We start from the raw sequence: 25,563 nt of genomic DNA, 5'->3' as shown, positions 1-25,563 counted from the left end.
CGCTCAGGGCCTGGCGAATTTGTCGGTAAACAGCTCGCTGATGAAGTCGACGAAGACCCGAATTTTGTGGCTGCGATCCCGCAGGCGCGGATAGAGAATATTGATCGGCGCCCCTGTGGGCGCCCATTCCTGCAGTATCGGCTCCAATTCCCCTGTTTTCAGATAATTTTCCAGCGTGCAATCCAGCAAGTAAACCAGGCCGAGGTGATTCCTGGCCACCTCGCACAGCGATTGAGAATGGTTGAAGCTCAGCAGCGGGCTGGGCGCCAGAGAGTAGCGTTCGTCGCCGCGAATGAACTGCCAGTCGTCCGCCGCCGCTGCGCCTGAACGCATAAATCCCAGCCGCTGATGCTGTTGCAGCTGTTCCGGGTGTTCCGGCCGGCCATGGCGCGCAAAATAATCGGGCGACGCACAGCACAGGTAGCGTGGTTGCAGCAATTGACGGCTGACCATCTCGGGGATGTCGCCGGCGCCGATGCGAATAAATACGTCGGCGCGATCTTCCGCCGGATTGACCAAGCGATCGCTAACCGACACGCTGAGCTGCAACTCCGGGTATTGCGCCAAAAAAGCCGGCAGCGCCGGGGCGATATGCATGCTGCTCAGCATTGAGGCTATCTCAACCCGCAGCGGTCCGCGCGGTTGTTCAAAGTCACCCGACATGTCGTTTTTCAGCTGGTCAAACTGCCGCAGTATCTCTTGCGCGGTGCGATAGCAACGCTCCCCGGCGCTGGTCAGCGAGAAGCGCCGGGTTGAACGCTTGAAGAGGGACTGCCCGAACTGTTTTTCAAGCTGATTGATGCTGTACGTGACGCTGGCTGGGGAGAGCCCCATTTTGGTTGCCGCCTGGCTGAATCCCTCCATTTCCACCACCTGGCAGAACACGCGCAACGCATGCAGTTCGTTCATGTTAACAGCTTCCATTATTTAAATTATTAAAAGAGTATTTTTAAATATGCCAGCTGTCAATTTAACGCGGCATTGGATAATTTATTTTAAGCGCTTTTATTTATCTGAAATCGCATCCTTATTGCCATAATGAAATAACGCCGAAGAGGATATTTATATGAAAAAGTTAACTGCCGTATTGTTATTGGCGGGCGCGGGTTTGTGCGGCCAAACTTATGCCGCAAGCAGCGAGGCCGTAGCGCAACGTTACAGGGTTTCCGCAGAGGCGGGCGTCGCGGCAGAGCAGAAGGCGGTGTATGAGCTGATAAACCGCTACCAGACAGCGCTTAACGCCGGCGACACACAAACGATTTTGTCACTTTTTGCGCCAGAAAGTTACTCGCAATGGAATGAAAAACCGACGGCGGACAGCAATGAAAAGCGCCGCCAACAATATGACAACTTATTTAAAAACGAGAAATTTGAAACCGAGTTTGCTTATGACAGCGTCAGCGTGAACGGTAATATGGCCTATGTGCGAACGCACCATCATCGCGGCGCAACGGTCACCCGAATAAGCGACGGCGCCACCCTGATCGATTTAAACCGTGAAGTATTTGTATTGGAGAAACAGCAGGGCCAATGGAAGATCGTGGTCTACACCTTTAATACCAATCCGATTCAAGGGGTGGGCTGATAAGGACAGATAAAGGCCGCGCAAGCGGCCTTCTTAGGGTGTCGCGCGCGGTTACAGGTTCCCCACGCCGCCGTCCATTTGCAGCTCCGCGCCGACCATAAATGCCGACTCGTCCGCCGCCAGAAACACCGCCGCTTTGGCCAGTTCCAGCGCGCTGCCCATGCGGCCGATCGGCACCAGCGCGCGGATATCGTCGCGCAATGCCTGCTCATCCGCTTCCGCCAGCCCCAGCTTACCCAGCGCCGGGGTTTCGGTCGGGCCGGGGCTGAGGCCGTTGACGCGAATGCCGCGTGCGTGCAGCTCGCCGGAGAGCGTTCTGGCCAAAGATAACAAACCGGCTTTGCTGGCGGCGTAGGCGCTGCTCTGCGGCAGGCCGATATGGGCGCTGACCGAACCGCACAGGATCACCGAAGAAGGGTTGGCCAGCAGCGGCAGCAGCGCCTGGATCAGAAAGAACGGTCCCTTGAGGTTGATGTCCATCAGCCGCTGGTAGCTCTGTTCATCCCATTCCTGCAGCGGGCGGTGCGTGACATCGCCGGCGTTAACGTACAGCACGTCCAGCCGCGGCCACCGTTGCTCCAACTGCTGCGCCAGCGCGCGCTGTTGTGGGAGGTCGCCGGCGTCGCTCAGCAGCAGCAGCGCGTTGCCCGCCAATGCCTGGCCCGCCGCGTCCAGGGCGCGTTGGCTGCGGCCGGTGATCGCAACCAAAGCGCCCTCGGCGATGAACTGGCGGGCGGTTTCCAACCCGATGCCGCTGGTGCCGCCGGTGATCAATGCGTATTTGCCTTGCAGTCGTGACATAACCGATTCCTCTTTAGCGTCAGTTTCGGCATTATTTGCGCTATAGTTACTTTTGCATAGTAGGCACCTTTTGGATACTAATGGACGAGGTGGGATGAAATGACGACGCAAGCGCCCTTAGCGGCGGAAAATAATTTGGCGGCGTTGCCGACGGCGGGTGAACCTTGCCCGATGGTGGACTTCGTCAATCTGGTGTCGGGCAAATGGGCGATACCGATCTTGTACCGGCTGATCATGATCGATGGCCCGGTACGATTCAGCGAGCTGCAGCGGGCGGTGGCGCCCATTGCGCAAAAAGAGCTGACGCGCCAGCTGCGGCTGTTCGAACAGCGCGGTCTGGTGACGCGGCAGGTGTTTCCCGAAGTGCCGCCGCGAGTGGAGTATCAGGTCACCGCGCTGGGCAAATCGCTGCGGCCAACGTTGGACTCGCTGGCTGAGTGGATGCGTCGGCATGCGCCGCAGCTGATCGGCAGCTAGTCGCCGATGCCCGGCGGATTGATGGCGGAGCGCTCGACCTTTTCGTCGCCTTCGCCCCAGCGTTCCAGCACCTGCGCGTATTCACCGCTGACGATGACGCCGTTGATGGCGGCGTTGACGGCGTTCACCAACCCGTTGCCTTTTTTGGTGGTGACCGCGACATAGGCCACGTTGGGGCCGATGCCGACCATTTTGGTTTTGCCGGTCAGCGCCGCCTTGTAGGCGCCGGTGGAGTGGGGGCCGAAGAACGCATCGGCGCGCCCGGACTGAATGCTGAGGTTGGTGGCGGCGTCGTCGGTCACGTAGATCGGCTGCACCGGCGGCAGCCCGGCGGCGCGATTCTGCTTATCCCATCCCAGCAGAATGTTTTCCTGATTGGTGCCGGATCCGACGATGATCCGCAGACCGGCGACGTCCTGCGGCCGGTTGATCGCGGTGATGTTGCTGGTGGATTTGACGTAAAAGCCCAGCGTGTCCACTCGGTAAGTGGCGAAGTCGAATTTGGTTTTACGCTGTTTGGTGACGGCGATGTTGAAGATCGCCGCATCGTATTTGCCCGCGCTGATGCCAAGCGGCCAATCTTCCCAGGAGGTGGGCACCAGATTCAGCTCCAGCCCGAGGCTGTCGGCCACCAGGCGGGCGATGTCCGGATCGCTGCCGATCAGCGTTTTATTGTCTTCGGCGAACAGCGCCAGCGGCGGGGAGTTCTCGAATGCCACCGCCACCGTCAGCTTGCCGGGCACCGCGAAGTGAAAGTTCGCCGGAATCAGCGCGATAGCGGCGGGGTTCTTCTCTGCGCGTATCGGCTGTCGATTAGCCTGCAGATCGATACCGCCCGACGGGGCCGCCTGCACGGCGGCGCTCAGCAACAGCGCGCACAGCGCCGGAATCCTCGGTAACATAACGCCCTCTATCCTTTGTTAATCATGGGGTTACTATTGGCGGCGGCGCGGGGCAAGTAAAGCAACAATAGTGAATAACCAAAGTGAAAAGATGCACAAGCGGGGGGCCGGGCTGCGCGAATCTGCAGCACTCGACGTGGAAAGTGCGCAATCAGGTTGAAAGCAGTAGAATTTGTCACTCATACTGCGTACAGCTAATTGTGTAAAACAAGGAACGCCAGATGGCCGAAGAAACGATTTTCAGTAAAATTATCCGCCGCGAAATCCCTGCTGATGTGGTTTACCAGGATGAACTGGTCACCGCTTTCCGTGACATCTCCCCCCAGGCGCCCACCCATGTGCTGATCGTTCCCAACGTGCTGATCCCAACCGTCAACGATGTGACCGTGGAGCATGAGGCCGCGTTGGGCCGCATGATCACCGCCGCGGCGAAAATCGCCGAACAGGAAGGCATCGCCGAGGACGGCTACCGCCTGATCGTCAACTGCAATCGCCACGCCGGTCAGGAGGTCTATCATATTCATATGCACCTGGTCGGTGGCCGCTCGCTGGGGCCGCTGTTGTCACGTTAAGCGAGGAAATCATGCGCGGTAAAAAAACTCTGCGTGGTCTGATGGCGTTGGCGCTGCCCGCCGCGTTGTTGATGGGATGCAGCTCACCGCCCGGCATCGCGGTCAACCAAGGGCAGACGGTGGTGATGGATCCTTCGGTGCTGACTGCCGGCATTCTGGCCGATACGCCCTCGATTTCGAACGCTTCCGGGCGGGTGATGGCAACCTCGGTGCTCAATAACAGTCAGCCGACGCCGGTGACCGTACATTACCGTTTCTATTGGTACGACGCGCAGGGGCTGGATATTCGCCCCTTCGAGAAACCGCGCGAGATCGTGGTGGCGCCCAACTCGGACGCCAAAATCTACTCGATTAACGGCAATCTGGACGCTAAAAGCGCGCGTCTGTATCTGTACCTGTAAGCGCTTGCCAGGTTTGGAGAAAAAGCATGAAAAAGTACGTCTTAGTGGCGCTGGCCGCATTCACCCTGAGCGGCTGTCTGTCGCGCCCGCCTGAGCCGGAACAACCGCTGCCGCCGGTCACCGTCGAGCCGGATCAGCCGACGCCGCCGGTCGAGCAGCCGCAGCCGCCAACTACCGAGCCGGTGCCGCAGCCGCCGAAAATCCAGCAGCTCGACTGGCTGGGCAGCGTTCAGCCGCTGGTGGGGCAGATGTTGAAGGCCGATGGCGTCACGGCCGGCAGCGTGCTGCTGCTGGACAGCGTCAAGAACAACACCAACGGTTCGCTGCAGATGGGCAAAGCCACCGCGGCGCTGTATAAGGCGCTGGCGTCGAACTCCACCTTCAGCGTGGTGCCGGAAGCGAAGCTGACCAGCGCCAGACAAACGCTGGGCCTGTCGGCGGATGACAGCTTCGGCTCGCGCAGCAAGGCGATTGGCCTGGCGCGCATCGTCGGCGCGCAGTACGTGCTGTACAGCGATGTCAGCGGCGACGTGAAGTCGCCGGCGCTGGATATGCAGCTGATGCTGGTGCAAACCGGCGAGATCGTCTGGTCGGGCAATGGCGCCGTTAAACGCTGAGGCCGCGCTGCGACGATTGATGGAAACCAGACTGCCGGCGGTGAATACCGCCGGTTGTCATTTCAGCCCGGTGCAGGGGCTGACAGGCGAGAGCTGGCGTATCGACGGCGCGGGCATTACGCTGCTGGCGCGGCAACACAGCGCGGAGAAACGCGCGCTGGGCGTGAGCAGGCGGCGGGAAGCGCAGGTCTTGCGTCGCTGCGCGCCGGGGCTGGGGCCACGGGTTTTCGCGCAGAATAATCAGTGGCTTATCCTCGAATGGCTTGAAGGTGACGTCGTCACAATTGCCGAGTTTGACGCGCTGAATCAGCGCGGCGAGCTGGCGGCGATGGTGGCGACGCTGCATCGGCGGCCGCTCAGCGGTTACCGGCTGGATCTGCGGCGGCAGTTCCTCCGCTACTGGCAGCAGCTGGATACGCGGCGTTTAACCCCCGCCTGGCTGCGCCTGCAGCGTCATTTTTTACGCAGCGCCTTGCCACGGCCGCTGCGTCTGGCGCCGCTGCACATGGATATCCATCCGGGCAATCTGCTCGCCACCGGCGGAGGGCTGCGGCTGATCGACTGGGAGTATGCCGCCGACGGTGATGTGGCGCTGGATATCGCCGCGCTGTTTCGCAGCAACGGCTGGTCGGCCGAACAGCAGCAGCGCTTTTTGCAGCACTACGCGCGTCAGGATTATCACGACATCGCCCGGCTGCAGACACAGGTGCGCCGTTGGCTGCCGTGGGTGGATTATCTGATGCTGCTGTGGTTTGAAGTGCGCTGGCAGCAGAGCGGCGACGTTGAATTTTTGCGCTGGGGCGCTGCGCTGCGCCGGCGATTCTGTTTATCACCATCCGAATTCTGAACGAACACAATGAAGTGAGGTGCCCGTGGGCCCAGTAATGCTAGATGTCGCCGGCTACGAGCTGGATGCAGAAGAACGCGAAATATTGAAACACCCGCTGGTTGGCGGATTGATCTTGTTTACCCGCAACTTCCACGATGCGGAGCAACTGCGTGAGCTGGTGCGCCAGATCCGCGCCGAATCGCACGATCGGCTGGTGGTGGCGGTAGATCAGGAAGGCGGGCGCGTGCAGCGCTTCCGCGAGGGCTTCACCCGTCTGCCTGCGGCGCAGTCGTTTGCCGCGTTGCACGATGCGCAGGAAGGCGGCCGTCTGGCGCAGGAGGCAGGCTGGCTGATGGCGGCGGAAATGATCGCGCAGGATATCGACATCAGCTTTGCGCCGGTGCTGGACATCGGCCACGGCAGCGCGGCGATCGGCGAGCGTTCGTTCCACAGCGATCCGCCGCAGGCGTTGGCGATGGCGGAACGCTTCATCCTCGGCATGCACAGCGCCGGCATGAAAACCACCGGCAAACACTTCCCGGGGCACGGCGCCGTCAGCGCCGATTCGCACAAGGAAACCCCGCGCGATCCGCGGCCGCTGGCGCAGATCCGCGAGCACGACATGGCGATCTTCCGCGAGCTGATCAACCGCCAGCTGTTGGACGCCGTCATGCCGGCCCACGTCATCTATACTGAAGCGGACCCGCGTCCGGCCAGTGGCTCGCCGTACTGGCTGCAGCAGATCCTGCGTCAGGAGCTGGGCTTCGACGGCGTGATTTTCTCCGACGATCTGTCGATGGAAGGCGCCGCCATCATGGGCAGCTATGCCGAACGCGGCCAGGCGGCGCTGGATGCCGGTTGCGACATGATCCTGGTGTGCAACCACCGCGAAGGCGCGGTCAGCGTGTTGGATAACCTGTCCCCGGTCAAAGCAGAGAAGGTGAAGCGGTTATATCATCGCGGTCAGTTCACCCGTCAGGAACTGCGCGACTCCGAGCGCTGGCAGCAGGCGCACAAGGCGCTCAGCGCGCTGAGCGAGCGCTGGGAGGAGCACAAGCAGCGTTCGCAAGGGTGAATCCAGGCGCCGCACCGCGGCGCAGAGCGGAAATGATGAGGGCCGCGCCCGCGGCCCTTGGCTTGTTGCGAGGATCCACATGATTATCTATTTGCACGGCTTCGATTCCACCAGTCCCGGCAATCATGAAAAGGTGTTACAGCTGCAGTTTATCGATCCGGACGTGCGCTTTATCAGCTACAGCACGCAGCATCCGCGTCACGACATGCAGCATCTGTTGAAAGAGGTGGACAAGGCGGTGCAGCAGGGCGGCGACGCGCACCCGTTGATCTGCGGGGTCGGCCTCGGCGGCTTCTGGGCGGAGCGCATCGGTTTCCTGTGCGGCATTCGCCAGGCGATGTTCAATCCCAACCTGTACCCGGAAGAGCACATGCACGGCAAGATAGACCGGCCGGAAGAGTATCGCGATATTGCCACCAAGTGCGTGGAGGATTTCCGCGAGAAAAACCGCGATCGCTGTCTGGTGGTGCTGTCGCGCCACGACGAGGTGCTGGATAACCGGCGCAGCGCCGAATTGCTGCATCACTACTACGAAATCGTCTGGGATGAACAGCAGACGCACAAGTTCAAAAACATCTCGCCGCATCTGCAGCGGCTCAAGGCGTTCAAGGCGCTGGGTTAACAGTTTCATAACGCTGCCGCGAGCCGCGCGCCCCGTTTTTCACCGGCGGAAAGTGCGGCTTTTTTGTGCGTCAAAGCAAGATTCTCTGTGGCAATCGGCAAAATTTAAAACTGTGACTCAGCGCTAACTATTTGAATCACAATCCCCAAAAAATCCCCGCGTCCAGCCTTTAACCAAAAAAATTTGATGTACGTCAATTTTGGTATGACCAAATAACCTCACATGCTATTCTGGCTGCAGAGAGCCGATTTATTTTACGCGAACCCTATGTATTCTAAGGATATTATTTATTTACCCTGGGATAACAAATGGTTCACATTTAGGGGGTTATTTTGACAACGCCAAAGAAGAAAATCGTTATTGTTGGCGGCGGCGCCGGTGGTCTGGAGCTGGCGACCAGCCTGGGCCATAAACTTGGCCGCAAGAACAAAGCCGAGATCACGCTGGTGGATCGCAACCACAGCCATTTGTGGAAACCGCTGTTGCACGAAGTGGCGACCGGTTCCCTCGATGACGGCGTGGATGCGCTCAGCTACCTGGCGCACGCGCGCAATCACCATTTCAGCTTCCAACTGGGGTCGTTGACCAACATCAACCGCGAGACGCAAACGCTGCAGCTGGCGCAGATCTGCGACGAGCAGGGCGGTGAGCTGGTGCCGGCGCGCGAATTGCCGTACGACATCCTGGTGATGGCGCTGGGCAGCACCTCGAACGATTTCGGTACGCCGGGCGTGAAAGAGCACTGCATCTTCCTGGATAACCCCCATCAGGCGCGTCGTTTCCACAACGAAATGCTCAACCTGTTCCTGAAGTTCTCGGCGCAGCCGGGGCAAAAAGAGCGGGTCAACATCGCTATCGTCGGCGGCGGCGCCACCGGCGTTGAACTGTCCGCCGAACTGCACAACGCGGTGAAGCAGTTGCACAGCTACGGTTTCGAAGGCCTGGACAACAGCGCGCTCAACGTGACGCTGGTGGAAGCCGGCGAGCGCATCCTGCCGGCGCTGCCGCCGCGCATTTCCGCCGCCGCGCACCAGGAGCTGATCAAACTGGGCGTGCGCGTGCTGACCAACACCATGGTGACCAGCGCGGACGCCAAGGGGCTGAACACCAAGGGCGGCGAATTTATCGACGCCGATCTGATGGTGTGGGCGGCCGGCATCAAGGCGCCGGACTTTATGAAGGACATCGGCGGCCTGGAAACCAACCGCATCAACCAGCTGGTGGTAGAGCCGACGCTGCAGACCACGCGCGATCCGAACATCTTCGCCATCGGCGACTGCGCCTCCTGCCCGAAAGAGGGCGGCGGTTTCGTGCCGCCGCGCGCGCAGTCGGCGCACCAGATGGCCTCACGCTGCGCCACCAATATTCTGGCGCTGATGAACGGCCAGACGCTGAAGCCATACGTGTATAAAGACCACGGCTCGCTGGTGTCGCTGTCGCGCTTCAGCACCGTCGGCAGCCTGATGGGCAACCTGATGCGCGGCTCGATGATGGTGGAAGGGCGCATCGCGCGCTTCGTTTACATCTCGCTGTACCGCATGCACCAGGTGGCGCTGCATGGCTACATCAAAACCGGCCTGATGATGCTGGTGGGCGGCATCAACCGGGTGATCCGTCCGCGTCTGAAGATGCACTGATCTCGCCTTTGTCGACCAACCCGCGCCGGTTCGCCCGCGCGGGTTTTTTTATGGCGGCGCGAGGCGATCGGCGGCGGTTGTTTGATTCTTCTGCACAAGCCGTCGTTGGCATGGGTAAAATTCTTAAGATTCCTCCTAAACAACGGGAAAACGGCCGTTTTCCCGCATTTTTGGTCCCCTTGTCTTATTGCGGGCCTCCAGATCATTGTGCAGACTTTACCTCGTTTACAGACGGCGCGTCGCGCACGCCGTAAACCGGGATACCGCAAGCCGCCCATGCGCAAAATAATAAGCGCGGTGCAGCCGGTAACAGACCCCGGAAAAAATGCGTGGTAACACTTTCAGGAGGTTTCCTGTGAACAAGTCAATGTTAGCCGGTGTTGGAATTGGTGTCGCTGCCGCTCTGGGGATTGCCGCGGTAGCCAGTCTGGACGTCTTTTCTGCCGGTCCGCAATATGCGCAGGTGCTCGCCGCAACGCCGATTAAAGAAACCATCAAAACGCCGCGTCAGGAATGCCGCAACGTCACCGTGACGCACCGCGCACCGGTGCAGGATGAAAACCGCATCGCCGGTTCTGTGCTGGGCGCAGTGGCGGGCGGCGTGATTGGCCACCAGTTCGGCGGCGGTCGCGGGCGCGACGTGGCGACGGTGGTAGGTGCACTGGGCGGCGGTTATGCCGGCAACCAGGTGCAAGGGGCGATGCAGAATAACGACGTCAGCACCAGCGTTCAGCAGCGTTGCAAAACGGTCTACGACAAGTCTCAGAAAATGCTGGGCTATGACGTGACCTACAAGATCGGCAATCAGCAGGGCAAGATCCGCATGGATCACGATCCGGGCACGCAAATCCCGTTGGATAAAAACGGCCAGCTGGTGTTGAACAGAGCCTGATCGCCACATTCGAATTAAACCCGCGGGCAGTGTTAGTTCTGATCGTTTAACCCGGTTAAGCGAGCGGCGTTAACATTGACGCGGGTTTCTGTTTTCTGCCTGCCTAAAAATTTGCGATCGTTCTAATGTCTGCGTGCGATATCGCTGGGCGAAACTTCAAAAAAGCCCCCGCGTTTGTTATATTATTGTGCGATTAAGCGGTGTGTTCGGCGCCAATCGCCACACCGGCCAAACCCGAGTATTTCGTCTCGCAGAGATAACGACATGTTAGATTTTCGCTTTCCGACAGCGTTGCAAATGGTCCTTAGCGTCGCCGTAGCTGAGAAGCAGGGCATGCGTTCGACGAGCGCCACCCTCGCCGCCGCTCTGGAAGCCAACCCCAGCTTTATCCGCAAACTGATGGTGCCGCTGACCAAAGACGGCATCATCGTTTCCACCCTGGGCCGAAACGGCTCTATCCACCTCGGCCGCCCGGCGGAAGAGATCACCCTGCGGGACATCTATCTGGCGGTGATCGACGACAAGCGCATCTGGGCTTCCCGCCCTGAAGTGCCGGCCCGCTGCCTGGTGAGCGCCAACGCCTGCTGGTATTTCAAATCGGTGGTGAACGAGGCCGAGCAGGCTTCGCTCGCGGTGCTGGCGCGCCACACTGTGGCCGACTCGTTGGCCGAGCTGGAGCGGGGCGACAAACGCGCCTGCGCGGAGTACGCCGCCGAGCAAGAGGCTGAAACCGCCGATAAATAATCGCGGTTCGCATGCATAAAAAAAGGTCGGGCAATGCCCGACCTTTTTGCATGTTAAGACGATGATTACGCCGTCTGCGGCTGCGCTTTGCGCGCCACCAGGCGCCGCAGGGTGACGTAGAACACCGGCGTCAGGAACAGCCCGAACAGGGTGACCCCCAGCATGCCGGAGAACACCGTGATGCCGGTGACGCCACGCACCTCGGCGCCGGCGCCGTGGCCGAGGATCAGCGGGATGGTGCCGGCGATGAAGGCGATGGAGGTCATCACGATCGGCCGCAACCGCAGGCGACAGGCCTCGAGCGCCGCCTCGACGATGCCTTTGCCCTGCATTTCCAGCTCGCGGGCGAACTCGACGATCAGAATGGCGTTCTTGCAGGCCAGCCCCATCAGAACGACCAGCCCGACCTGCACGAACACGTTGTTGTCGCCGCCGGTCAGCCACACGCCGAACAGCGCCGACAGCATGGTCATCGGCACGATCAGGATCACCGCCAGCGGCAGCGTCCAGCTTTCATACAGCGCCGCCAGCGCGAGGAACGCCAGCAGCACTGCCACCGGGAAGACCACCAGCGCGGCGTTGCCCTGGGTCGATTGCTGATAGCTCAGATCGGTCCACTGGATGTTCATGCCGTTCGGCAACAGCTTATCGGCCATCTGCGTCAGCGCACCCATCGCCTGGGTAGAGGAGAGCACGCGCGGATCGGCGTCGCCGATCAGATCCGCCGCCGGGAAGCCGTTATAACGGATCACCGGATCCGGGCCGTAAGTGGTGCCGATGTTGACCATGCTGCCGATCGGCACCATTTCGCCCTTGTCGTTGCGGGTACGCAGGTTGGCGATGTCTTCCACGCTGTCGCGGAACTGGCCGTCGGCCTGCGCCATCACCTTCCAGGTGCGGCCATAGCGGTTGAAGTCGTTGATGTAAGACGAACCGAGGTAGGTCTGCAGCGTGCTGAACAGCGCATTGAGCGGCACCCCCTGCGCCTTGGCCTTGTCGCGATCGATTTTGGCGTCCAGCTGCGGCACGTTAGCCTGATAGGAGGAGATCGGGAACCCCATGCCCGGTGTTTGCATAATGGCGCCGGACATCGTGTTGATTGCCGTCTGCAGCGCGCCGTAACCCAGCCCGCCGCGATCCTGCACGTACAGCGAATAGCCGGAACCCTGGCCGATGCCGAGGATCGGCGGCGGCATGATGGAGAAGGCGAAACCTTCCTGAATCTGCGAAATGCGCGCGTTGATCTCGGCGTTGATCTGCGCCGCGGTGCGGGTACGGGTGCTCAGCGACTCCAGTGCGAAGAACACCGTGCCGGTATTCGGCGTATTGGTGAACTGCAGCGCGTTCAGGCCGGGGAAGGCTACCGCATCGGTGACGCCGTCCACGCTCAGGCCGATGGCGCTCATCTTGCGGATCACCGCATCGGTGCGCTCCAGCGAGGCGCCTTCCGGCATTTTCACGCCGCCGATCAGGTACAGCTTGTCCTGCGTCGGGATAAAGCCGCCGGGCACGGTCTTGAACATCACCCCGGCGGCGGCCAGCAGCAGCAGATAGACGACGAACACCGCGCCGCGCCGGCCCAGCACGCGGGAGACGCCGCGCTGGTAGCGTTGCGAACCGCTGGCGAAGAAGCGGTTGAACGGCCGGAACAGCCAACCGAACAGCCTGTCGATCAGGCGCGATGGCAGATCTTTCGGCGCGCCGTGCGGTTTGAGCAAGCGCGCCGCCAGTGCCGGCGACAAGGTCAGCGAGTTGATGGCGGAGATCACCGTCGAGATGGCGATGGTGACGGCGAATTGCTTGTAGAACTGGCCGGTGACGCCGGAGAGGAACGCCATCGGCACGAACACCGCGCACAGCACCACGGCGATGGCGATGATCGGGCCGGAGACTTCGCGCATCGCCTGGTGCGCCGCCGCCAGCGGCGACAGCCCCTCTTCGATGTTGCGCTCGACGTTTTCCACCACCACGATGGCGTCATCCACCACGATGCCGATCGCCAGCACCAGCCCGAACAGGCTGAGGGTGTTGAGCGAGAAGCCGAGCAGATACAGCGCGGCGAAGGTGCCGACCACGGAGATCGGCACCGCCAACAGCGGAATGATCGAGGCGCGCCAGGTCTGCAGGAACAGAATAACCACCAGCACCACCAGGATCACCGCTTCCAGCAGGGTATCCACCACCGCGCGGATCGAATCGCGCACGAAAACCGTCGGATCGTACGGAGATTTCCAGCTCATGCCATCCGGGAAGCGGGTCGCCAGCTCGGCCATCTTGCCGCGCACCGCGTCCGACAGCTCGATGGCGTTGGCGCCCGGCGACTGGAAGATGCCGATGCCGACCGCATCCTTGTTATTGAGCTGGGCGCGCAGCGCGTAGCTGCCGGAACCCATCTCGATGCGCGCCACGTCGCGCAGCCGCACGATCTCGCCGTTATCGCCGCTTTTGAGGATGATATTGCCGAACTCTTCTTCAGTTTGCAGGCGGCCCTGGGCGTTGATCGACAGCAGATAGTCGCTGCGCGTCGGCATCGGCTCCGCGCCGAGCTGGCCGGCGGAGACCTGCACGTTTTGCTCTTGCATGGCGCTCACCACGTCGGAGGCGGTCAGCCCGCGCGCGGCGACCTTGTTCGGATCGAGCCAGATGCGCATCGCGTATTCACCGGCGCCGAAGATCTGCACCTGGCCGACGCCCGGCAGGCGAGCCAGTTCATCCTTGACCTTCAGGGTGGCGTAGTTGCGCAGGTACAGCGAGTCGTACTTGCCGGAAGGCGACACCAGATGCACCACCAGCGTCAGCGCCGGAGACTGTTTCTGGGTAGTGATGCCCTGGCGGCGCACGTCTTCCGGCAGGCGCGCTTCGGCCTGCGCCACGCGGTTTTGCACCTGCACCTGCGCCTGATCGGGATCGGTGCCGGGGCGGAAGGTGACGGTGGTCACCAGCACGCCGTCGGAACCGGCAACCGATTTCATGTACATCATGTTTTCGACGCCGTTGATCGCTTCTTCCAGCGGCGTGGCCACCGTTTCAGCGATCTCTTTCGGGTTGGCGCCCGGGTATTCTGCGCGCACCTGCACGCTGGGCGGCACCACGTCCGGGTACTCGCTGATCGGCAGCAGCGGAATGGCGATCACCCCGGCGACAAAAATCAGTATCGACAGCACCGCGGCGAAGATCGGCCGGTCGATGAAAAAACGGGAAAAGTCCATGGGTCAGAGTTCTCTGCTGGGAGCTTAGTTAAGTGCGGAGGCGGTGGTGGTCATGGCGACGCTTTTCGCGTCGACCGGCATGCCCGGCATAAACACTTTCTGCATGCCGTCGACGATCACCCGATCGCCGTTCACCAGGCCTTTTTGCACAATGCGCAATCCTTCGGCCATCCGGCCCACGTCGATGTCGCGGCGCTGCGCCTTGCCGTCTTTATCGACGATGTAAACGAACTTGCGGTTCTGATCGGTCATCACCGCTTTGTCGTCGATCAGCATGGCGTTGAACTCGGCGCTGCCGGGCATCTGTACCCGTGCGAACAGCCCCGGCGTGAAGCGGCGATCGCGGTTGTCGAGCAGGGCGCGCATGCGGATGGTGCCGGTCCCGGCGTTCAGTTGGTTATCAGTGAAGTCCACCAGCCCTTGATGCGGAGTGCCGTCTTCGCCCACCAGGCCGACTTTCACCGGCAGGCGGGCATCGTGCCGGCCTTGCTGCTGATAACGCAGGAAGGTGGCTTCATCCACGTCGAAATAGACGTAGACCTTATCGAGCGACACCAGCGTCGTCAGCACGCTGGCGCTGTCGCCGGCGGTGACCAGGTTGCCGGCGGTGATCATCGCGCGGCTGGCGCGCCCGTCGATCGGGGCGGTGACGCGGGTAAAGTCGAGATTAAGCTGCGCCATATCGAGCTGGGCCTGCGCCGCCAGCACGTTGCTTTGCGCCTGCGCGGCGGACGAACGGCGCTGTTCCCACACCTCTTGCGAGATGGCCTGAGTGCCGATCAGTTTCTCGGTTCGCGAAGATTCGCTGCGCGCCAGGGCTGCCTGATTGCGCGCCCGCACCAGCTCCGCCTGCGCCTGTTCGCGCGCGGCGCGGTAGGTGCGATCGTCAATGGTGAACAGCACCTGGCCTTTCTTCACCTCGTCGCCTTCGGTGTAGTTGACCCGCTCGATGTAGCCGGAAACTCGCGGGCGCAGCTGTACGCTTTGCACTGCTTCGACCCGGCCATTGAACGCATCCCACTGGCTGATCGGTTTGACCACCACGCTGGCGGCGCTGACCACCGGTGGCGGTGGCGGGGCGTTGTGCGCGACGCTGTTGTCGCATCCGGCGAGCAGGGCGGCCAACAGCGCCACCCCGGAGAGCCGCTGGCCCAGAGCGACGGCGCGCGTGCGGCCGCCGGCGTTGAACGATGAGTTTGGTTGATTTGGCATTATTTTTATTCCGATAAGTAAGCGCTGTCTGGCCCCATACCCAACCCTGTTTCTCGGGCTTTTCCCTTCATGCCGGCGTTCGGCGGAAGGGGCGCCGCGCTTTGTCATGGCGCAACGTTAGGTTTTGAAACATATTGGTGTCACATTAATGTATCAATATCGGTTACATTAATTGGGTGGAGTATAGTGGCGGCTTTCCGATAAATGCAATAATAAAAATTGCATTTAAAGCGAAACTGTTGCAACGTATGTGCATCGGGCAGAGGGTGACCCTGCCGAATGATGGGAGCATCTGCATGAACACTACGGGCTTTATTACCGATTTGAAGGCGTGGATCGACAACAATCTGGAAGAAAAACTGGATATCAACACCGTGGCGGACCGCGCGGGCTATTCCAAATGGCATCTGCAGCGCATGTTCAAACGCCAGACCGGCTACGCGCTGGGGGAGTATATCCGCATGCAAAAACTGAAAGTGTCGGCGGAGCGCCTGGCCAACAGCGGCGAGCCTATCGTCAGCGTGGCGATCTCGCTCGGCTTCGACTCACAGCAGTCGTTCAACCGCAGCTTCAAACGCCAGTTCGGCCAAACGCCGGGCGACTGGCGCCGCGCGCTGGCGCAGCCAACGTCGGTGAGATGCACGCACCACTGAACGGTTGGGCCGCGGGGATAAAAAAGCCTGAATTTGCGTTCGGGCTTTTTTGTATGGCGGTGAGGGAGGGATAGATTCGCTGCGCTCACCCTGCGGGCCGCCGTTGGCGGTCCAAAACGCGGGCGTTTTGTCGAACCCTGTCGAGGGTTCTCACCCTCCCGGTCGGTGCGCGATGCAAACAAAAAAGCCTGAACGCGAGTTCAGGCTTCTTCGTAGAATATGGCGGTGAGGGAGGGATAGATTCGCTGCGCTCACCCTGCGGGCCGCCGTTGGCGGTCCAAAACGCAAGCGTTTTGTCGAACCCTGTCGAGGGTTCTCACCCTCCCAGTCGGTGCGCGATGCAAACAAAAAAGCCTGAACGCGAGTTCAGGCTTCTTCGTAGAATATGGCGGTGAGGGAGGGATAGATTCGCTGCGCTCACCCTGCGGGCCGCCGTTGGCGGTCCAAAACGCAAGCGTTTTGTCGAACCCTGTCGAGGGTTCTCACCCTCCCAGTCGGTGCGCGATGCATACAAAAAAGCCTGAACTTTCGCTCAGGCTTTCTCGTTAGAATATGGCGGTGAGGGAGGGATTCGAACCCTCGATACACTTTCGCGTATACACACTTTCCAGGCGTGCTCCTTCAGCCACTCGGACACCTCACCATATTTTTTGTTGCGAAATCATCGCTGCAACGGGGCGCTACTATAGGGAGTGGGGCCGATCCGGTCAAGAATAATTTCTGTGTTTTTGTTCGTCCGCTCAAGCCGTGTTCACTTTGCTGAAAACTGCGGCGAACGGCAGGGCAGAAGTCATGAAAAGGTGGGAAAATCAGAAGTAAGGTTCGCGGATAACCGGTGGAAATGGGAATTACCGGCGCGGGCTGTGGGGGTTGATTCGCTGCGCTCACCCTGCGGGCCGCCGTTGGCGGTCCAAAACGCAGGCGTTTTGTCGAACCCTGTCGAGGCTTCTCACCCCTCTCGGCGGTGCGCCATGCAAAAAAAAAGCCTGGACGCGAATCCAGGCTTTCTCTTTGAATTTGGCGGTGAGAGAGGGCTTGATTCGCTGCGCTCACCCTGCGGGCCGCCGTTGGCGGTCCAAAACGCAGGCGTTTTGTCGAACCCTGTCGAGGCTTCTCACCCCTCTCGGCGGTGCGCCATGCAAAAAAAAGCCTGGACGCGAATCCAGGCTTTCTCTTTGAATTTGGCGGTGAGAGAGGGGTTCGAACCCTCGATACACTTTCGCGTATACACACTTTCCAGGCGTGCTCCTTCAGCCACTCAGACACCTCACCGTTTTGTTGTCGAAAACGCTTTGCGCTGTCGACGGGCGCTAATGTAGGAGAATCTGATCTCAGCGTCAACCCTCTTATTTCATTCTCATGACCGTTTAGCCAAACTTGCAGCAATTTGCTGATTTACCGAACGATATTCCCACTCGCGGTCGCCAGCGGGCAGGGTAGGCAGCGGCCAGAATTCATGACAGACGATTGTTTGACCTTTTTCTGTTCAAATAGCTCAATATATCGCCAATGAGATCGGTCTATTTGCTGTTATATGCATTAATACTGGATTATTAGTCAAATGTGTCGCTAAATGGAATTGTGTCGGCGCGGCGTTTTTGGCAAGGAACATCACGACGCCGCGCAGATTGCCGGGAGACAGGCCGGCGATACCGCAGACAGGGACAGACTCATTACATAATAATGCAGTAGAGGTTGGTTTTGACTCCTTCAGATGCCATGCCGGCGCCGCAAGCGCGCCATGCCATTCCCCCCGGTGCAGGGGCGCTGTTCTTCATCCAAATCTTCGCCACGCTGGGCTTCGCCGTGCTTTACTCCACGCTGGTGCTGTACGCCACCAAGCGATTGGGCTTCAACGAAAGCAGCGCCAACGCCATGATGGGCGTGTTCGGCGCCTTCAACTATGGTCTGCACATGTTCGGCGGCTACCTCGGCGGCCGTTTCCTCAGTAACCGCAACCTGTTCGTGCTCGGTATGGTACTGCAGGTGTTCGGCTGCGCGCTGATTGCCGTCGCGGGCGTGTGGGGGCTGTACTGGGGGCTGGCGATGTTCCTGACCGGCAGCGGCCTTAACGTCACCTGCATTAACATGATGCTGACCCAGCGTTTCAAGCCGGACGATGACCGGCGTGAATCGGCATTCCTGTGGAACTACGCCGGCATGAACCTCGGGTTCTTCGTTGGCTTTACCGTCGCCGGGTATTTCCAACTGACGGAAAACTATCGCGCGCTGTTCCTGTTCGCCACGCTGGGCAATGCGGCGGCGATCATCGTCGCCGTCTGCCGCTGGCGGATTCTGGCGGATCTCAATACGCCGCTGCACGACGCCAGCCGCAGCCAATACCGTTGGCGCATGCTGGTCGGGCTGGCGGTGCTGGTCGCGCTGGTGCCGATCATCCGCGTGATGCTGACCCACGCCGAGTTCAGCGGGCACTTTGTGATCGTACTCGGTGCCCTGATCTTCCTGATGCTGTGCGTGGTGACGCTGCGCCACCATCCGCGCGATGAGCGCCGCAGAATGGCGGCCTATCTGATCCTGGCGCTGGGCTCGCTGGTGTTTTGGGCGCTGTACCAGCTGGCGCCGATGGGGCTGATGCTGTTCTCCGAGCACAACATCAATCTGAACGTTTACGGCATTCAGGTGGCGCCGCAGTGGATCCAGAACATCAACACGCTGGTGATCGTGGTGGGCGGCCCGCTGCTGGCCTGGTGGTTCAACCGCCTGCGCGCTCGCGGCTGCAACATCGACATTCCGCTGCAGTTCTCCGGATCGCTGTTTTGCATCGGGCTCGGCATGCTGGTGTTGCCGCTGGGCATCAGCATGGCGGGCGGCGACGGGCTGGTGGCGTTTAAATGGATCGTCATCAGCTATGTGCTGCAAAGCGTCGGTGAATTGATTATCTCGCCGATCGGTTACGCGATGATCGGCAAGCTGGCGCCGCCGCGCTATCAGGGCGTGATGATGGGCTGCTGGATGATGGTGACCGGCGTCGCCTCGGTGCTGGCGGGGTACGTCTCCGGCCTGATGCCGGAAAACAGCGGCAGCACGCCGTTGCAAACCAACCCCGGCTACAGCGAAATCTTCAGCGCGCTGGGCTGGGGTGCGACGGGCGTCGGCGTGGCGATGCTGATTCTCATTCCGCTGCTGCGGCGCCTTATCCGGCGCGACGGCCCGTCTGCCGCCTGATTGACGAGCATGCGCAACAGCCCCCACTGGTCGGGGCTGTTTTTATTTTGGGCTTTAACGCTTGCATCCGGCGGCGAATCGCGGAAGGCTGGGGGAAAACCAATAAAAACAAACGGGAGCCCGCAGCATGAACATCATTTATTACCACCCCTTGTTTAACGCCCAGGAATGGCTGGCCGGCATCAAGCAACGCCTGCCGCAGGCCGAGATCCGCGAATGGCAGCGCGGCGACGAGCGGCCGGCCGATTACGCGCTGGTGTGGCGCCCGCCGCACGAGATGCTGGCCAACCGCCGCGATCTGAAAGCGGTGTTCGCCCTCGGCGCCGGCGTCGACGCCATTCTTGATCAGGAACGCAAACACCCTGGCACGCTGCCCGCCGGCGTGCCGTTGCTGCGGCTGGAGGATACCGGCATGGCGCAGCAGATGCAGGAATATGCGCTGAGCTATGCGCTGCGTTATTTCCGCCGTTTCGACGAGTATCAGGCGCTCCAGCAGCGGCAGGAATGGCAGCCGCTCGATCCTCACTCGTTGGATGATTTCACTATCGGCATCCTCGGCGCCGGCGTGCTGGGGCAGAGCGTGGCGCGCAAGCTGACCGAGTTTGGCTTTAGCGTGCGCTGCTGGAGCCGCAGCGCCAAACAGATTAACGGCGTGCAAAGCTTCGCCGGGGAGGCGCAGCGCGCGGCCTTCCTCGACGGCGTCAAACTGCTGATCAACCTGCTGCCCAATACGCCGGAGACCATCGGCATTCTCAACCGTGAGCTGTTCGCGCAGTTGAGCACGGGCGCCTATCTCATCAACATCGCGCGCGGCGCGCACCTGGTGGAAGCCGATCTGCTGGCGGCGCTCGAACAGGGGCAGCTGGCCGCCGCCACGCTGGACGTGTTCGCCCGCGAGCCGCTGCCGCAGGATCATCCGTTCTGGCGTCATCCGCGTGTCACCATTACCCCGCATATTGCTGCCATCACGTTGCCGCAGCAGGCGATGGATCAGATCGCCGCCAACATTCGCGCGCTGGAGGCGGGGCATGCCCCGGCCGGCGTGGTCGACAGGCAACGGGGATACTGATCCTTCAGCCGCCGTTCGGTAACTGATAAGCTGTTATCGTCATCGCGCCTGCCCGTACCTTTGCGGGCGGGCCCTCTGGAAGGAGAAACAATGTACCCCGTTGATTTGCACATGCACACCGTCGCCAGCACCCACGCTTACAGCACGCTGCACGATTACATCGCCGAAGCCCAGCAGAAGGGCATCAAGCTGTTCGCCATCACCGATCACGGCCCGGACATGGCCGATGCGCCGCACTACTGGCACTTTATGAACATGCACGTGTGGCCGCGCCGGGTGAACGGCGTGGGCATCTTGCGCGGCATCGAAGCCAACATCAAAAACCTGCAGGGCGACATCGACTGCACCGGCCCGATGCTGACCGCCACCGACGTGATCATCGCCGGTTTCCACGAGCCGGTGTTTGCGCCGCAGGATAAAGCGTCCAATACTGAAGCGATGATCGCCGCGATGGCGCAGGGGGACGTGCATATCATCAGCCACCCCGGCAACCCGCGTTACCCGATCGACATTCCCGCCGTCGCGGCGGCCGCCGCCAAATACGAAGTGGCGCTGGAGCTGAATAACTCGTCGTTCACCCACTCCCGCAAGGGCAGCGAGGCCAACTGCCGGGCGATCGCCGCCGCGGTGCGCGACGCCGGCGGCTGGCTGGCGCTGGGTTCGGATTCGCACGTCGCTTTTTCACTGGGTAATTTCGAGCACTGCGAGCGCATCATCGAAGAGGTGGGCTTCCCACAAGAGCGCATTCTTAACGTCAGCCCGCGCCGGTTGCTGGATTTTCTCGAGCGGCGCGGCAAGCCGGCGATTGCGGAATTGGCCGATTTGTGACATCGTCCCGGCAAAATTTTCCGTATTGTATAAGGCCTTATCATGAATGAGTTTTCGATTGTCTGCCGCGTGCTGGGTACGCTGTTCTACCGCCAGCCGCAGGATCCGCTGTTGGTGCCGCTGTTCGCGCTGATCAAAGAGGGCAAGCTGCAGCAGCACTGGCCGCTGGAGCAGGATGAGCTGCTGAAGCGCCTGCAACAGGGCTGTGACGTCAACCAGCTGGCGACCGACTTCAACGCGATGTTCGTCGGCAGCGAGTGCAGCGTGTCGCCGTTCCGCTCCGACTACGTCGAAGGCGCCAGCGAAGCGGAAGTGCGCGCCTTCCTGCAGCAGCGCGGCATGCCGCTGGCGGAGGCGCCGGCCGACCATTTCGGCCAACTGCTGCTGGCGGCCTCCTGGCTGGAAGATCAGTCGCAGGAAGATGAAGCGCAGGCGCAGATCGCGCTGTTCGACGAGTTTCTGCTGCCGTGGTGCGGCCGCTTCCTCGGTAAAGTGGAAGCGCACGCCACCACCGGTTTCTACCGCACGCTGGCGCTGATGACCCGCGACGCCATCCAGGCGATGCGCGACGAGCTTGCGGAGTACGAGCAGGACGACGAAGCGGGCGACGAAGACGCGTAACGCCGCAGGCATCCAGGCGGGCCGCCCGGCCCGCTAAACACAGGTTTGCATCCCCCAGACGTAAATTGACAAAAGATCCCCTAATCTGGCGGTTTACCGTCGGTTCGGCCGCGCCTGCGCGCCGCGTTTTCTCACGCAAGGGGTAGATGATGAAAAGTAACTGGATGCAGCAGATTCAAACGTTGATCGGGCAGAAGGCCGGTGCGATGGGCGGGGCGGAAGGCATCGGCAAACTGCTGGCGCCCACGGCGCTGGGCGGCCTGGTCGGCGTGCTGTTGGCCAACAAATCTTCGCGCAAGCTGGTGGGCAAATTCGGCAAGAATGCGCTGATTATCGGCGGCAGCGCGGCGGTGGGCGCGGTACTGTGGAACAAGTATAAGCAGCGGGTGAAAGAGACCCATCAGGACGAACCGCAGTTCGGTTTGCAAACCACGCCGGTGGATCTGCGCGCCAAGCGTTTGGTGCAGGCGCTGGTGTTCGCCGCCAAGAGCGACGGCCATATCGATGCCGACGAGCAGCGCGCCATCGATCATAGTCTGTCGCAGCTGCAGGTGGGGGAAGAGGCGCAGGGCTGGGTGCAGGAAGCGCTCGATCAGCCGCTCAACCCGGCATTGATCGCCCGCAGCGTGCAAAACGAAGACGAGGCGCTGGAGGTTTACTACCTGAGTTGTCTGGTGATCGACGTCGATCACTTTATGGAGCGCGGCTACCTCGATGCGCTGGCGCAGGCGCTGAAGATCCCGGCGGACGTCAAGCAGGGCATCGAGAGCGACGTCAACGAGAAAAAGCGCGAGCTGGCGTAGCGCCGCTTGGCAAGCCGGGGGGAATCGTGTCACTCTTGCCGCAATCTATGTAAGCGGATGATTTAGCAATGATGACCCCACCGAAAGCGGAAAAACGCCCTTATCCCATCACCATCCACGGCGATACGCGCGTGGATGACTACTACTGGCTGCGCGACGATGAGCGCGCGGACCGCCAGGTGCTGGACTACCTGCAGGCGGAGAACGCCTACACCGATGCGATGCTGAAGCCGCAGCAGGCGCTGCGCGAAACCCTGTACGAAGAGATGGTGGCGCGCATTCCGCAGCAGGAACATTCGGTGCCTTACGTGCGCCATGGCTATCGCTATCAGACGCGCTACGAGCCGGGCAACGAATACGCGATTTCCGTGCGCCAGCCGCAGGCCGAGAGTGAGCACTGGGAGGTGCTTATCGACGGCAACCAGCGCGCCGAGAACCACGAGTTTTATACCCTGGGCGGGCTGGACGTCAGCCCCGACAACCAGCTGCTGGGAGTGGCGGAGGATTTCCTGTCGCGCCGCCAGTATGACATTCGTTTCAAGAACCTGGCCGACGGCAGCTGGGCCGACGAAGTGCTGGAAAACACCTCCGGCAGCTTCGAGTGGGCCAACGACTCCTCGACGGTGTACTACGTGCGCAAGCACGCCAAGACGCTGTTGCCGTATCAGGTTTATCGCCACGTGGTGGGCAGCGATCCGCAGCAGGACGAGCTGATTTACGAAGAGCTGGACGATACCTTCTACGTCGGGCTGGAGAAGACCACCTCCGAGCGCTTTATCCTGATCCACCTGAGCAGCACCACCACCTCGGAGATCCTGCTGTTGGACGCCGATAGTGCGGACGCCAAGCCGCAGCTGTTCGTGCCGCGCCGCAAGGATCACGAGTACGCCATCGATCACTATCACCAGCATTTCTATATCCGCTCCAACAAGGACGGCAAGAACTTCGGCCTTTACCAGAGCGAGCAGGCGGACGAAGCGCAGTGGCAGACGCTGATCGCCCCGCGCGCCGACGTGATGCTGGAGGGCTTCAGCCTGTTCCGCGATTGGTTGGTGGTGGAAGAGCGCAATGCCGGCCTGACGCTGCTGCGCCAGATCCACTGGCAGACGGGCGAAGAGAAGCGCATCGCCTTCGACGATCCGACCTACACCACCTGGCTGGCGTATAACCCGGATCCGGAAACCGCGCTGCTGCGCTACGGCTATTCGTCGATGACCACCCCGACCACGCTGTACGAGCTGAACATGGACAGCGGCGAGCGGACGATGCTCAAACGGCAGGAGGTGAAGAACTTCACGCCGGAAAACTACCGCAGCGAGCGGGTGTGGGTGAAGGCGCGCGATGGCGTCGAGGTGCCGGTTTCGCTGGTGTATCGCCAGGACAGCTTCCAGCGCGGCGCCAACCCGCTGATGGTGTACGGCTACGGCTCTTACGGCAGCAGCATGGATCCGGCGTTCAGCGCCAGCCGCCTGAGCCTGCTGGATCGCGGTGTCGTGTTCGCGCTGGCGCACATTCGCGGCGGCGGCGAGCTGGGGCAGTTGTGGTATGAAGACGGCAAACTGTTCAACAAGCAGAACACCTTCAACGATTTTATCGACGTGACCGAAACGCTGATCGCCCAGGGGTACGGCGACGGCAAGCGGGTGTTCGCCATGGGCGGCAGCGCCGGCGGTTTGCTGATGGGCGCGGTGATCAACCAGGCGCCGCAGCTGTTCCACGGCGTGGTGGCGCAGGTGCCCTTCGTCGACGTGGTGACCACCATGCTGGATGAGTCCATCCCGCTGACCACCGGCGAATACGACGAGTGGGGCAACCCGAACGAGCAGGCCTATTACGACTACATCAAACAGTACAGCCCGTACGATCAGGTGAAAGCGCAGGCATACCCGCATCTGCTGGTGACCACCGGTCTGCACGATTCGCAGGTGCAGTATTGGGAGCCGGCCAAGTGGGTGGCCAAGCTGCGCGAGCTGAAAACCGACGACCGGCAGCTGCTGTTGTATACCGACATGGATGCCGGCCACGGCGGAAAATCCGGCCGCTTCAAGGCCTATGAGGATATTGCTCTGGAGTACGCCTTCATTCTGGCGCTGGCGGAGTAACGGCGAACAGCGGGCGGCCTGCGCCGCCCGCTGTGCTAGCCAATCAGATAGTATTTCAGCGTGTGCTTCATGTCCGGGCTCAGATCGTCGATGGATTTCAGCATCCAGCGCAGATAGCCGGGATCTTCCTGGGCGATGCGTTCGATTTCCTGCCCGCGATACTTGCCGAATTTGAATTTCTTCAGCAGCACCGGCTGTTCGGTGATCTGCACCATTTGCTCCGGCGTCCAGCCCGAATCCTTGATGATGCGTTGCAGCAGCGCGGCGGTGACGTAGCAGTCGTACAGCGCGCGGTGCGGGTACAGCGTGGCGTCTGCCGGCAGCTGTACGTCCAGGTTCAGCGCGTAGCGCAGATACTGGTTGCCGTACTTGATGTCCGGATACAACGTGCGCGCCAGCTTGAGGGTGCAGATCCAGGCGCCGTTCATCTCCGGCAACACCCCGCGATCAAAGGCGGCGTTGTGCGCCACATAGTAGGGGCTGCCCTGATAGCGGCCGATCGCCACCGCGATACGCGGTTTACCTTCCACCATCTGTTCGGTGATGTGATGAATCGCCATCGCGTCGAGGCTGATGGGGCGGTCCGGGCTGACCAGATCGCTCATCGGATTGGTTAACTGGCCGTCGAGCAGATCGAGGGAGGCCACTTCCACCACGCCGCCGTCCAGCCCGCAGGTTTCGGTATCTATTACGCGTAACGTCATGCTTTCCTCCGCGTTGCCGTCA

The 25,563-nt window shown here is 61.0% G+C and carries 24 protein-coding genes, 2 tRNA genes and 4 other RNA genes; 18 read left to right on the top strand and 12 right to left on the bottom strand.

The genetic code is table 11. From position 1 onward, the window contains the following. Nucleotides 1-3: 3 nt before the first annotated feature. The gene (locus CRO23_RS14815) at nt 4-909 is read right to left on the bottom strand and encodes a LysR family transcriptional regulator (protein WP_016928180.1); all 906 of its coding nucleotides are present in this window, start codon (nt 907-909) and stop codon (nt 4-6) included. A 157-nt stretch (nt 910-1,066) separates the two neighbouring features. Here CRO23_RS14815 and CRO23_RS14810 point away from each other — a divergent pair, with 157 nt between their 5' ends. Continuing rightward, on the top strand, nt 1,067-1,585 hold the full coding sequence (locus CRO23_RS14810; RefSeq protein ID WP_097102360.1) for a YybH family protein: 519 nt from the start codon (nt 1,067-1,069) through the stop codon (nt 1,583-1,585). Nucleotides 1,586-1,636: 51 nt separating this feature from the next. Here the strand turns inward: CRO23_RS14810 and CRO23_RS14805 are convergent, their stop codons facing one another. Beyond that, nucleotides 1,637-2,386, bottom strand: a complete 750-nt coding sequence (locus tag CRO23_RS14805) for an SDR family oxidoreductase (RefSeq protein WP_079449375.1) — start codon at nt 2,384-2,386, stop codon at nt 1,637-1,639. Nucleotides 2,387-2,485: 99 nt separating this feature from the next. On the opposite strand from CRO23_RS14805, the gene CRO23_RS14800 reads away from it, so the two are divergent. Next, entirely contained in the window at nt 2,486-2,863 is a 378-nt protein-coding gene (locus CRO23_RS14800; RefSeq protein WP_075205923.1) for a winged helix-turn-helix transcriptional regulator, read from the top strand. On the opposite strand, the gene CRO23_RS14795 is transcribed toward CRO23_RS14800, so the two are convergent. After that, on the bottom strand, nt 2,860-3,765 hold the full coding sequence (locus CRO23_RS14795) for an ABC transporter substrate-binding protein (RefSeq protein WP_016928176.1): 906 nt from the start codon (nt 3,763-3,765) through the stop codon (nt 2,860-2,862). The genes CRO23_RS14800 and CRO23_RS14795 overlap by 4 nt on opposite strands. Nucleotides 3,766-3,986: 221 nt before the next feature. Between CRO23_RS14795 and hinT the strand changes: the two genes are divergently transcribed. The 9 genes from hinT (at nt 3,987) to CRO23_RS14750 (ending at nt 11,154) form a co-directional block, all read left to right on the top strand. Next, complete coding sequence (gene hinT, locus CRO23_RS14790; protein WP_004928776.1) at nt 3,987-4,337, top strand: purine nucleoside phosphoramidase; 351 nt, start codon at nt 3,987-3,989, stop codon at nt 4,335-4,337. A gap of 11 nt (nt 4,338-4,348) precedes the next feature. Continuing rightward, nucleotides 4,349-4,738 carry a YcfL family protein gene (locus tag CRO23_RS14785; protein WP_016928175.1) on the top strand — a complete coding sequence of 130 codons (390 nt, stop codon included), beginning with the start codon at nt 4,349-4,351 and terminating at the stop codon, nt 4,736-4,738. A gap of 26 nt (nt 4,739-4,764) precedes the next feature. Continuing rightward, a complete protein-coding gene (gene lpoB / locus CRO23_RS14780) occupies nt 4,765-5,355 on the top strand; it encodes a penicillin-binding protein activator LpoB (RefSeq protein WP_004928784.1) in 591 nt (196 codons plus the stop codon). Beyond that, a complete protein-coding gene (gene thiK, locus CRO23_RS14775; RefSeq protein ID WP_097102357.1) occupies nt 5,336-6,202 on the top strand; it encodes a thiamine kinase in 867 nt (288 codons plus the stop codon). Before lpoB ends, thiK begins: the two co-directional genes overlap by 20 nt. 37 nt (nt 6,203-6,239) lie before the next feature. Next, complete coding sequence (gene nagZ, locus CRO23_RS14770) at nt 6,240-7,259, top strand: beta-N-acetylhexosaminidase (RefSeq protein ID WP_016928173.1); 1,020 nt, start codon at nt 6,240-6,242, stop codon at nt 7,257-7,259. 79 nt (nt 7,260-7,338) lie between these two features. Further along, a complete protein-coding gene (gene ycfP, locus CRO23_RS14765) occupies nt 7,339-7,881 on the top strand; it encodes an alpha/beta hydrolase YcfP (protein ID WP_016928172.1) in 543 nt (180 codons plus the stop codon). A 332-nt stretch (nt 7,882-8,213) separates the two neighbouring features. Beyond that, entirely contained in the window at nt 8,214-9,518 is a 1,305-nt protein-coding gene (locus CRO23_RS14760; RefSeq protein WP_004928794.1) for an NAD(P)/FAD-dependent oxidoreductase, read from the top strand. Nucleotides 9,519-9,873: 355 nt separating this feature from the next. Then, complete coding sequence (locus CRO23_RS14755; RefSeq protein WP_167325016.1) at nt 9,874-10,410, top strand: glycine zipper 2TM domain-containing protein; 537 nt, start codon at nt 9,874-9,876, stop codon at nt 10,408-10,410. Between the two features lie 264 nt (nt 10,411-10,674). Next, nucleotides 10,675-11,154, top strand: a complete 480-nt coding sequence (locus CRO23_RS14750) for an RrF2 family transcriptional regulator (RefSeq protein ID WP_028128027.1) — start codon at nt 10,675-10,677, stop codon at nt 11,152-11,154. A gap of 65 nt (nt 11,155-11,219) precedes the next feature. Here the strand turns inward: CRO23_RS14750 and sdeB are convergent, their stop codons facing one another. Beyond that, the gene (sdeB, locus tag CRO23_RS14745; protein WP_097102355.1) at nt 11,220-14,363 is read right to left on the bottom strand and encodes a multidrug efflux RND transporter permease subunit SdeB; all 3,144 of its coding nucleotides are present in this window, start codon (nt 14,361-14,363) and stop codon (nt 11,220-11,222) included. A gap of 24 nt (nt 14,364-14,387) precedes the next feature. Further along, the gene (sdeA, locus tag CRO23_RS14740) at nt 14,388-15,575 is read right to left on the bottom strand and encodes a multidrug efflux RND transporter periplasmic adaptor subunit SdeA (RefSeq protein ID WP_016928167.1); all 1,188 of its coding nucleotides are present in this window, start codon (nt 15,573-15,575) and stop codon (nt 14,388-14,390) included. Nucleotides 15,576-15,871: 296 nt separating this feature from the next. Here sdeA and CRO23_RS14735 point away from each other — a divergent pair, with 296 nt between their 5' ends. Further along, a complete protein-coding gene (locus CRO23_RS14735) occupies nt 15,872-16,228 on the top strand; it encodes a helix-turn-helix domain-containing protein (protein ID WP_060444322.1) in 357 nt (118 codons plus the stop codon). Nucleotides 16,229-16,282: 54 nt separating this feature from the next. Here the strand turns inward: CRO23_RS14735 and CRO23_RS14730 are convergent. The 6 genes from CRO23_RS14730 to CRO23_RS14705 form a co-directional block, all read right to left on the bottom strand. Next, nucleotides 16,283-16,402, bottom strand: a non-coding RNA gene (locus tag CRO23_RS14730) — RtT sRNA. 46 nt (nt 16,403-16,448) lie between these two features. Continuing rightward, nucleotides 16,449-16,568: non-coding RNA, RtT sRNA (locus tag CRO23_RS14725), on the bottom strand. A 46-nt stretch (nt 16,569-16,614) separates the two neighbouring features. After that, nucleotides 16,615-16,734: non-coding RNA, RtT sRNA (locus tag CRO23_RS14720), on the bottom strand. A gap of 47 nt (nt 16,735-16,781) precedes the next feature. Beyond that, nucleotides 16,782-16,871 (bottom strand) — tRNA-Ser (locus CRO23_RS14715). Between the two features lie 375 nt (nt 16,872-17,246). Then, nucleotides 17,247-17,367, bottom strand: a non-coding RNA gene (locus CRO23_RS14710) — RtT sRNA. A 43-nt stretch (nt 17,368-17,410) separates the two neighbouring features. After that, nucleotides 17,411-17,500 (bottom strand) — tRNA-Ser (locus tag CRO23_RS14705). A gap of 447 nt (nt 17,501-17,947) precedes the next feature. Between CRO23_RS14705 and CRO23_RS14700 the strand changes: the two genes are divergently transcribed. From CRO23_RS14700 to CRO23_RS14675, 6 genes are all read left to right on the top strand, one after another. Beyond that, complete coding sequence (locus CRO23_RS14700) at nt 17,948-19,414, top strand: peptide MFS transporter (RefSeq protein WP_097102353.1); 1,467 nt, start codon at nt 17,948-17,950, stop codon at nt 19,412-19,414. A 127-nt stretch (nt 19,415-19,541) separates the two neighbouring features. Continuing rightward, nucleotides 19,542-20,483 (top strand): glyoxylate/hydroxypyruvate reductase GhrA, encoded by a 942-nt coding sequence (gene ghrA / locus CRO23_RS14695; RefSeq protein ID WP_097102351.1) that lies wholly within the window; start codon nt 19,542-19,544, stop codon nt 20,481-20,483. A 90-nt stretch (nt 20,484-20,573) separates the two neighbouring features. Then, nucleotides 20,574-21,311 carry a phosphatase gene (locus CRO23_RS14690; RefSeq protein WP_004928821.1) on the top strand — a complete coding sequence of 246 codons (738 nt, stop codon included), beginning with the start codon at nt 20,574-20,576 and terminating at the stop codon, nt 21,309-21,311. A 42-nt stretch (nt 21,312-21,353) separates the two neighbouring features. Next, nucleotides 21,354-21,932 (top strand): TorD/DmsD family molecular chaperone, encoded by a 579-nt coding sequence (locus CRO23_RS14685; RefSeq protein ID WP_016928163.1) that lies wholly within the window; start codon nt 21,354-21,356, stop codon nt 21,930-21,932. Nucleotides 21,933-22,081: 149 nt separating this feature from the next. Next, nucleotides 22,082-22,735, top strand: a complete 654-nt coding sequence (locus CRO23_RS14680) for a tellurite resistance TerB family protein (RefSeq protein ID WP_033641437.1) — start codon at nt 22,082-22,084, stop codon at nt 22,733-22,735. Nucleotides 22,736-22,803: 68 nt separating this feature from the next. Beyond that, nucleotides 22,804-24,837: a S9 family peptidase gene (locus CRO23_RS14675; RefSeq protein WP_097102349.1), complete on the top strand. Its 2,034-nt coding sequence runs from the start codon at nt 22,804-22,806 to the stop codon at nt 24,835-24,837. Nucleotides 24,838-24,872: 35 nt separating this feature from the next. Here CRO23_RS14675 and exoX read toward each other — a convergent pair whose 3' ends face one another. Continuing rightward, entirely contained in the window at nt 24,873-25,541 is a 669-nt protein-coding gene (gene exoX, locus CRO23_RS14670) for an exodeoxyribonuclease X (protein WP_048797014.1), read from the bottom strand. Between the last annotated feature and the right edge of the window lie 22 nt (nt 25,542-25,563).

It is taken from the genome of Serratia sp. JKS296 (genome assembly GCF_900215445.1).
GTDB lineage: Bacteria > Pseudomonadota > Gammaproteobacteria > Enterobacterales > Enterobacteriaceae > Serratia > Serratia marcescens.
This window is presented reverse-complemented; position numbering and strand designations above follow the sequence as displayed.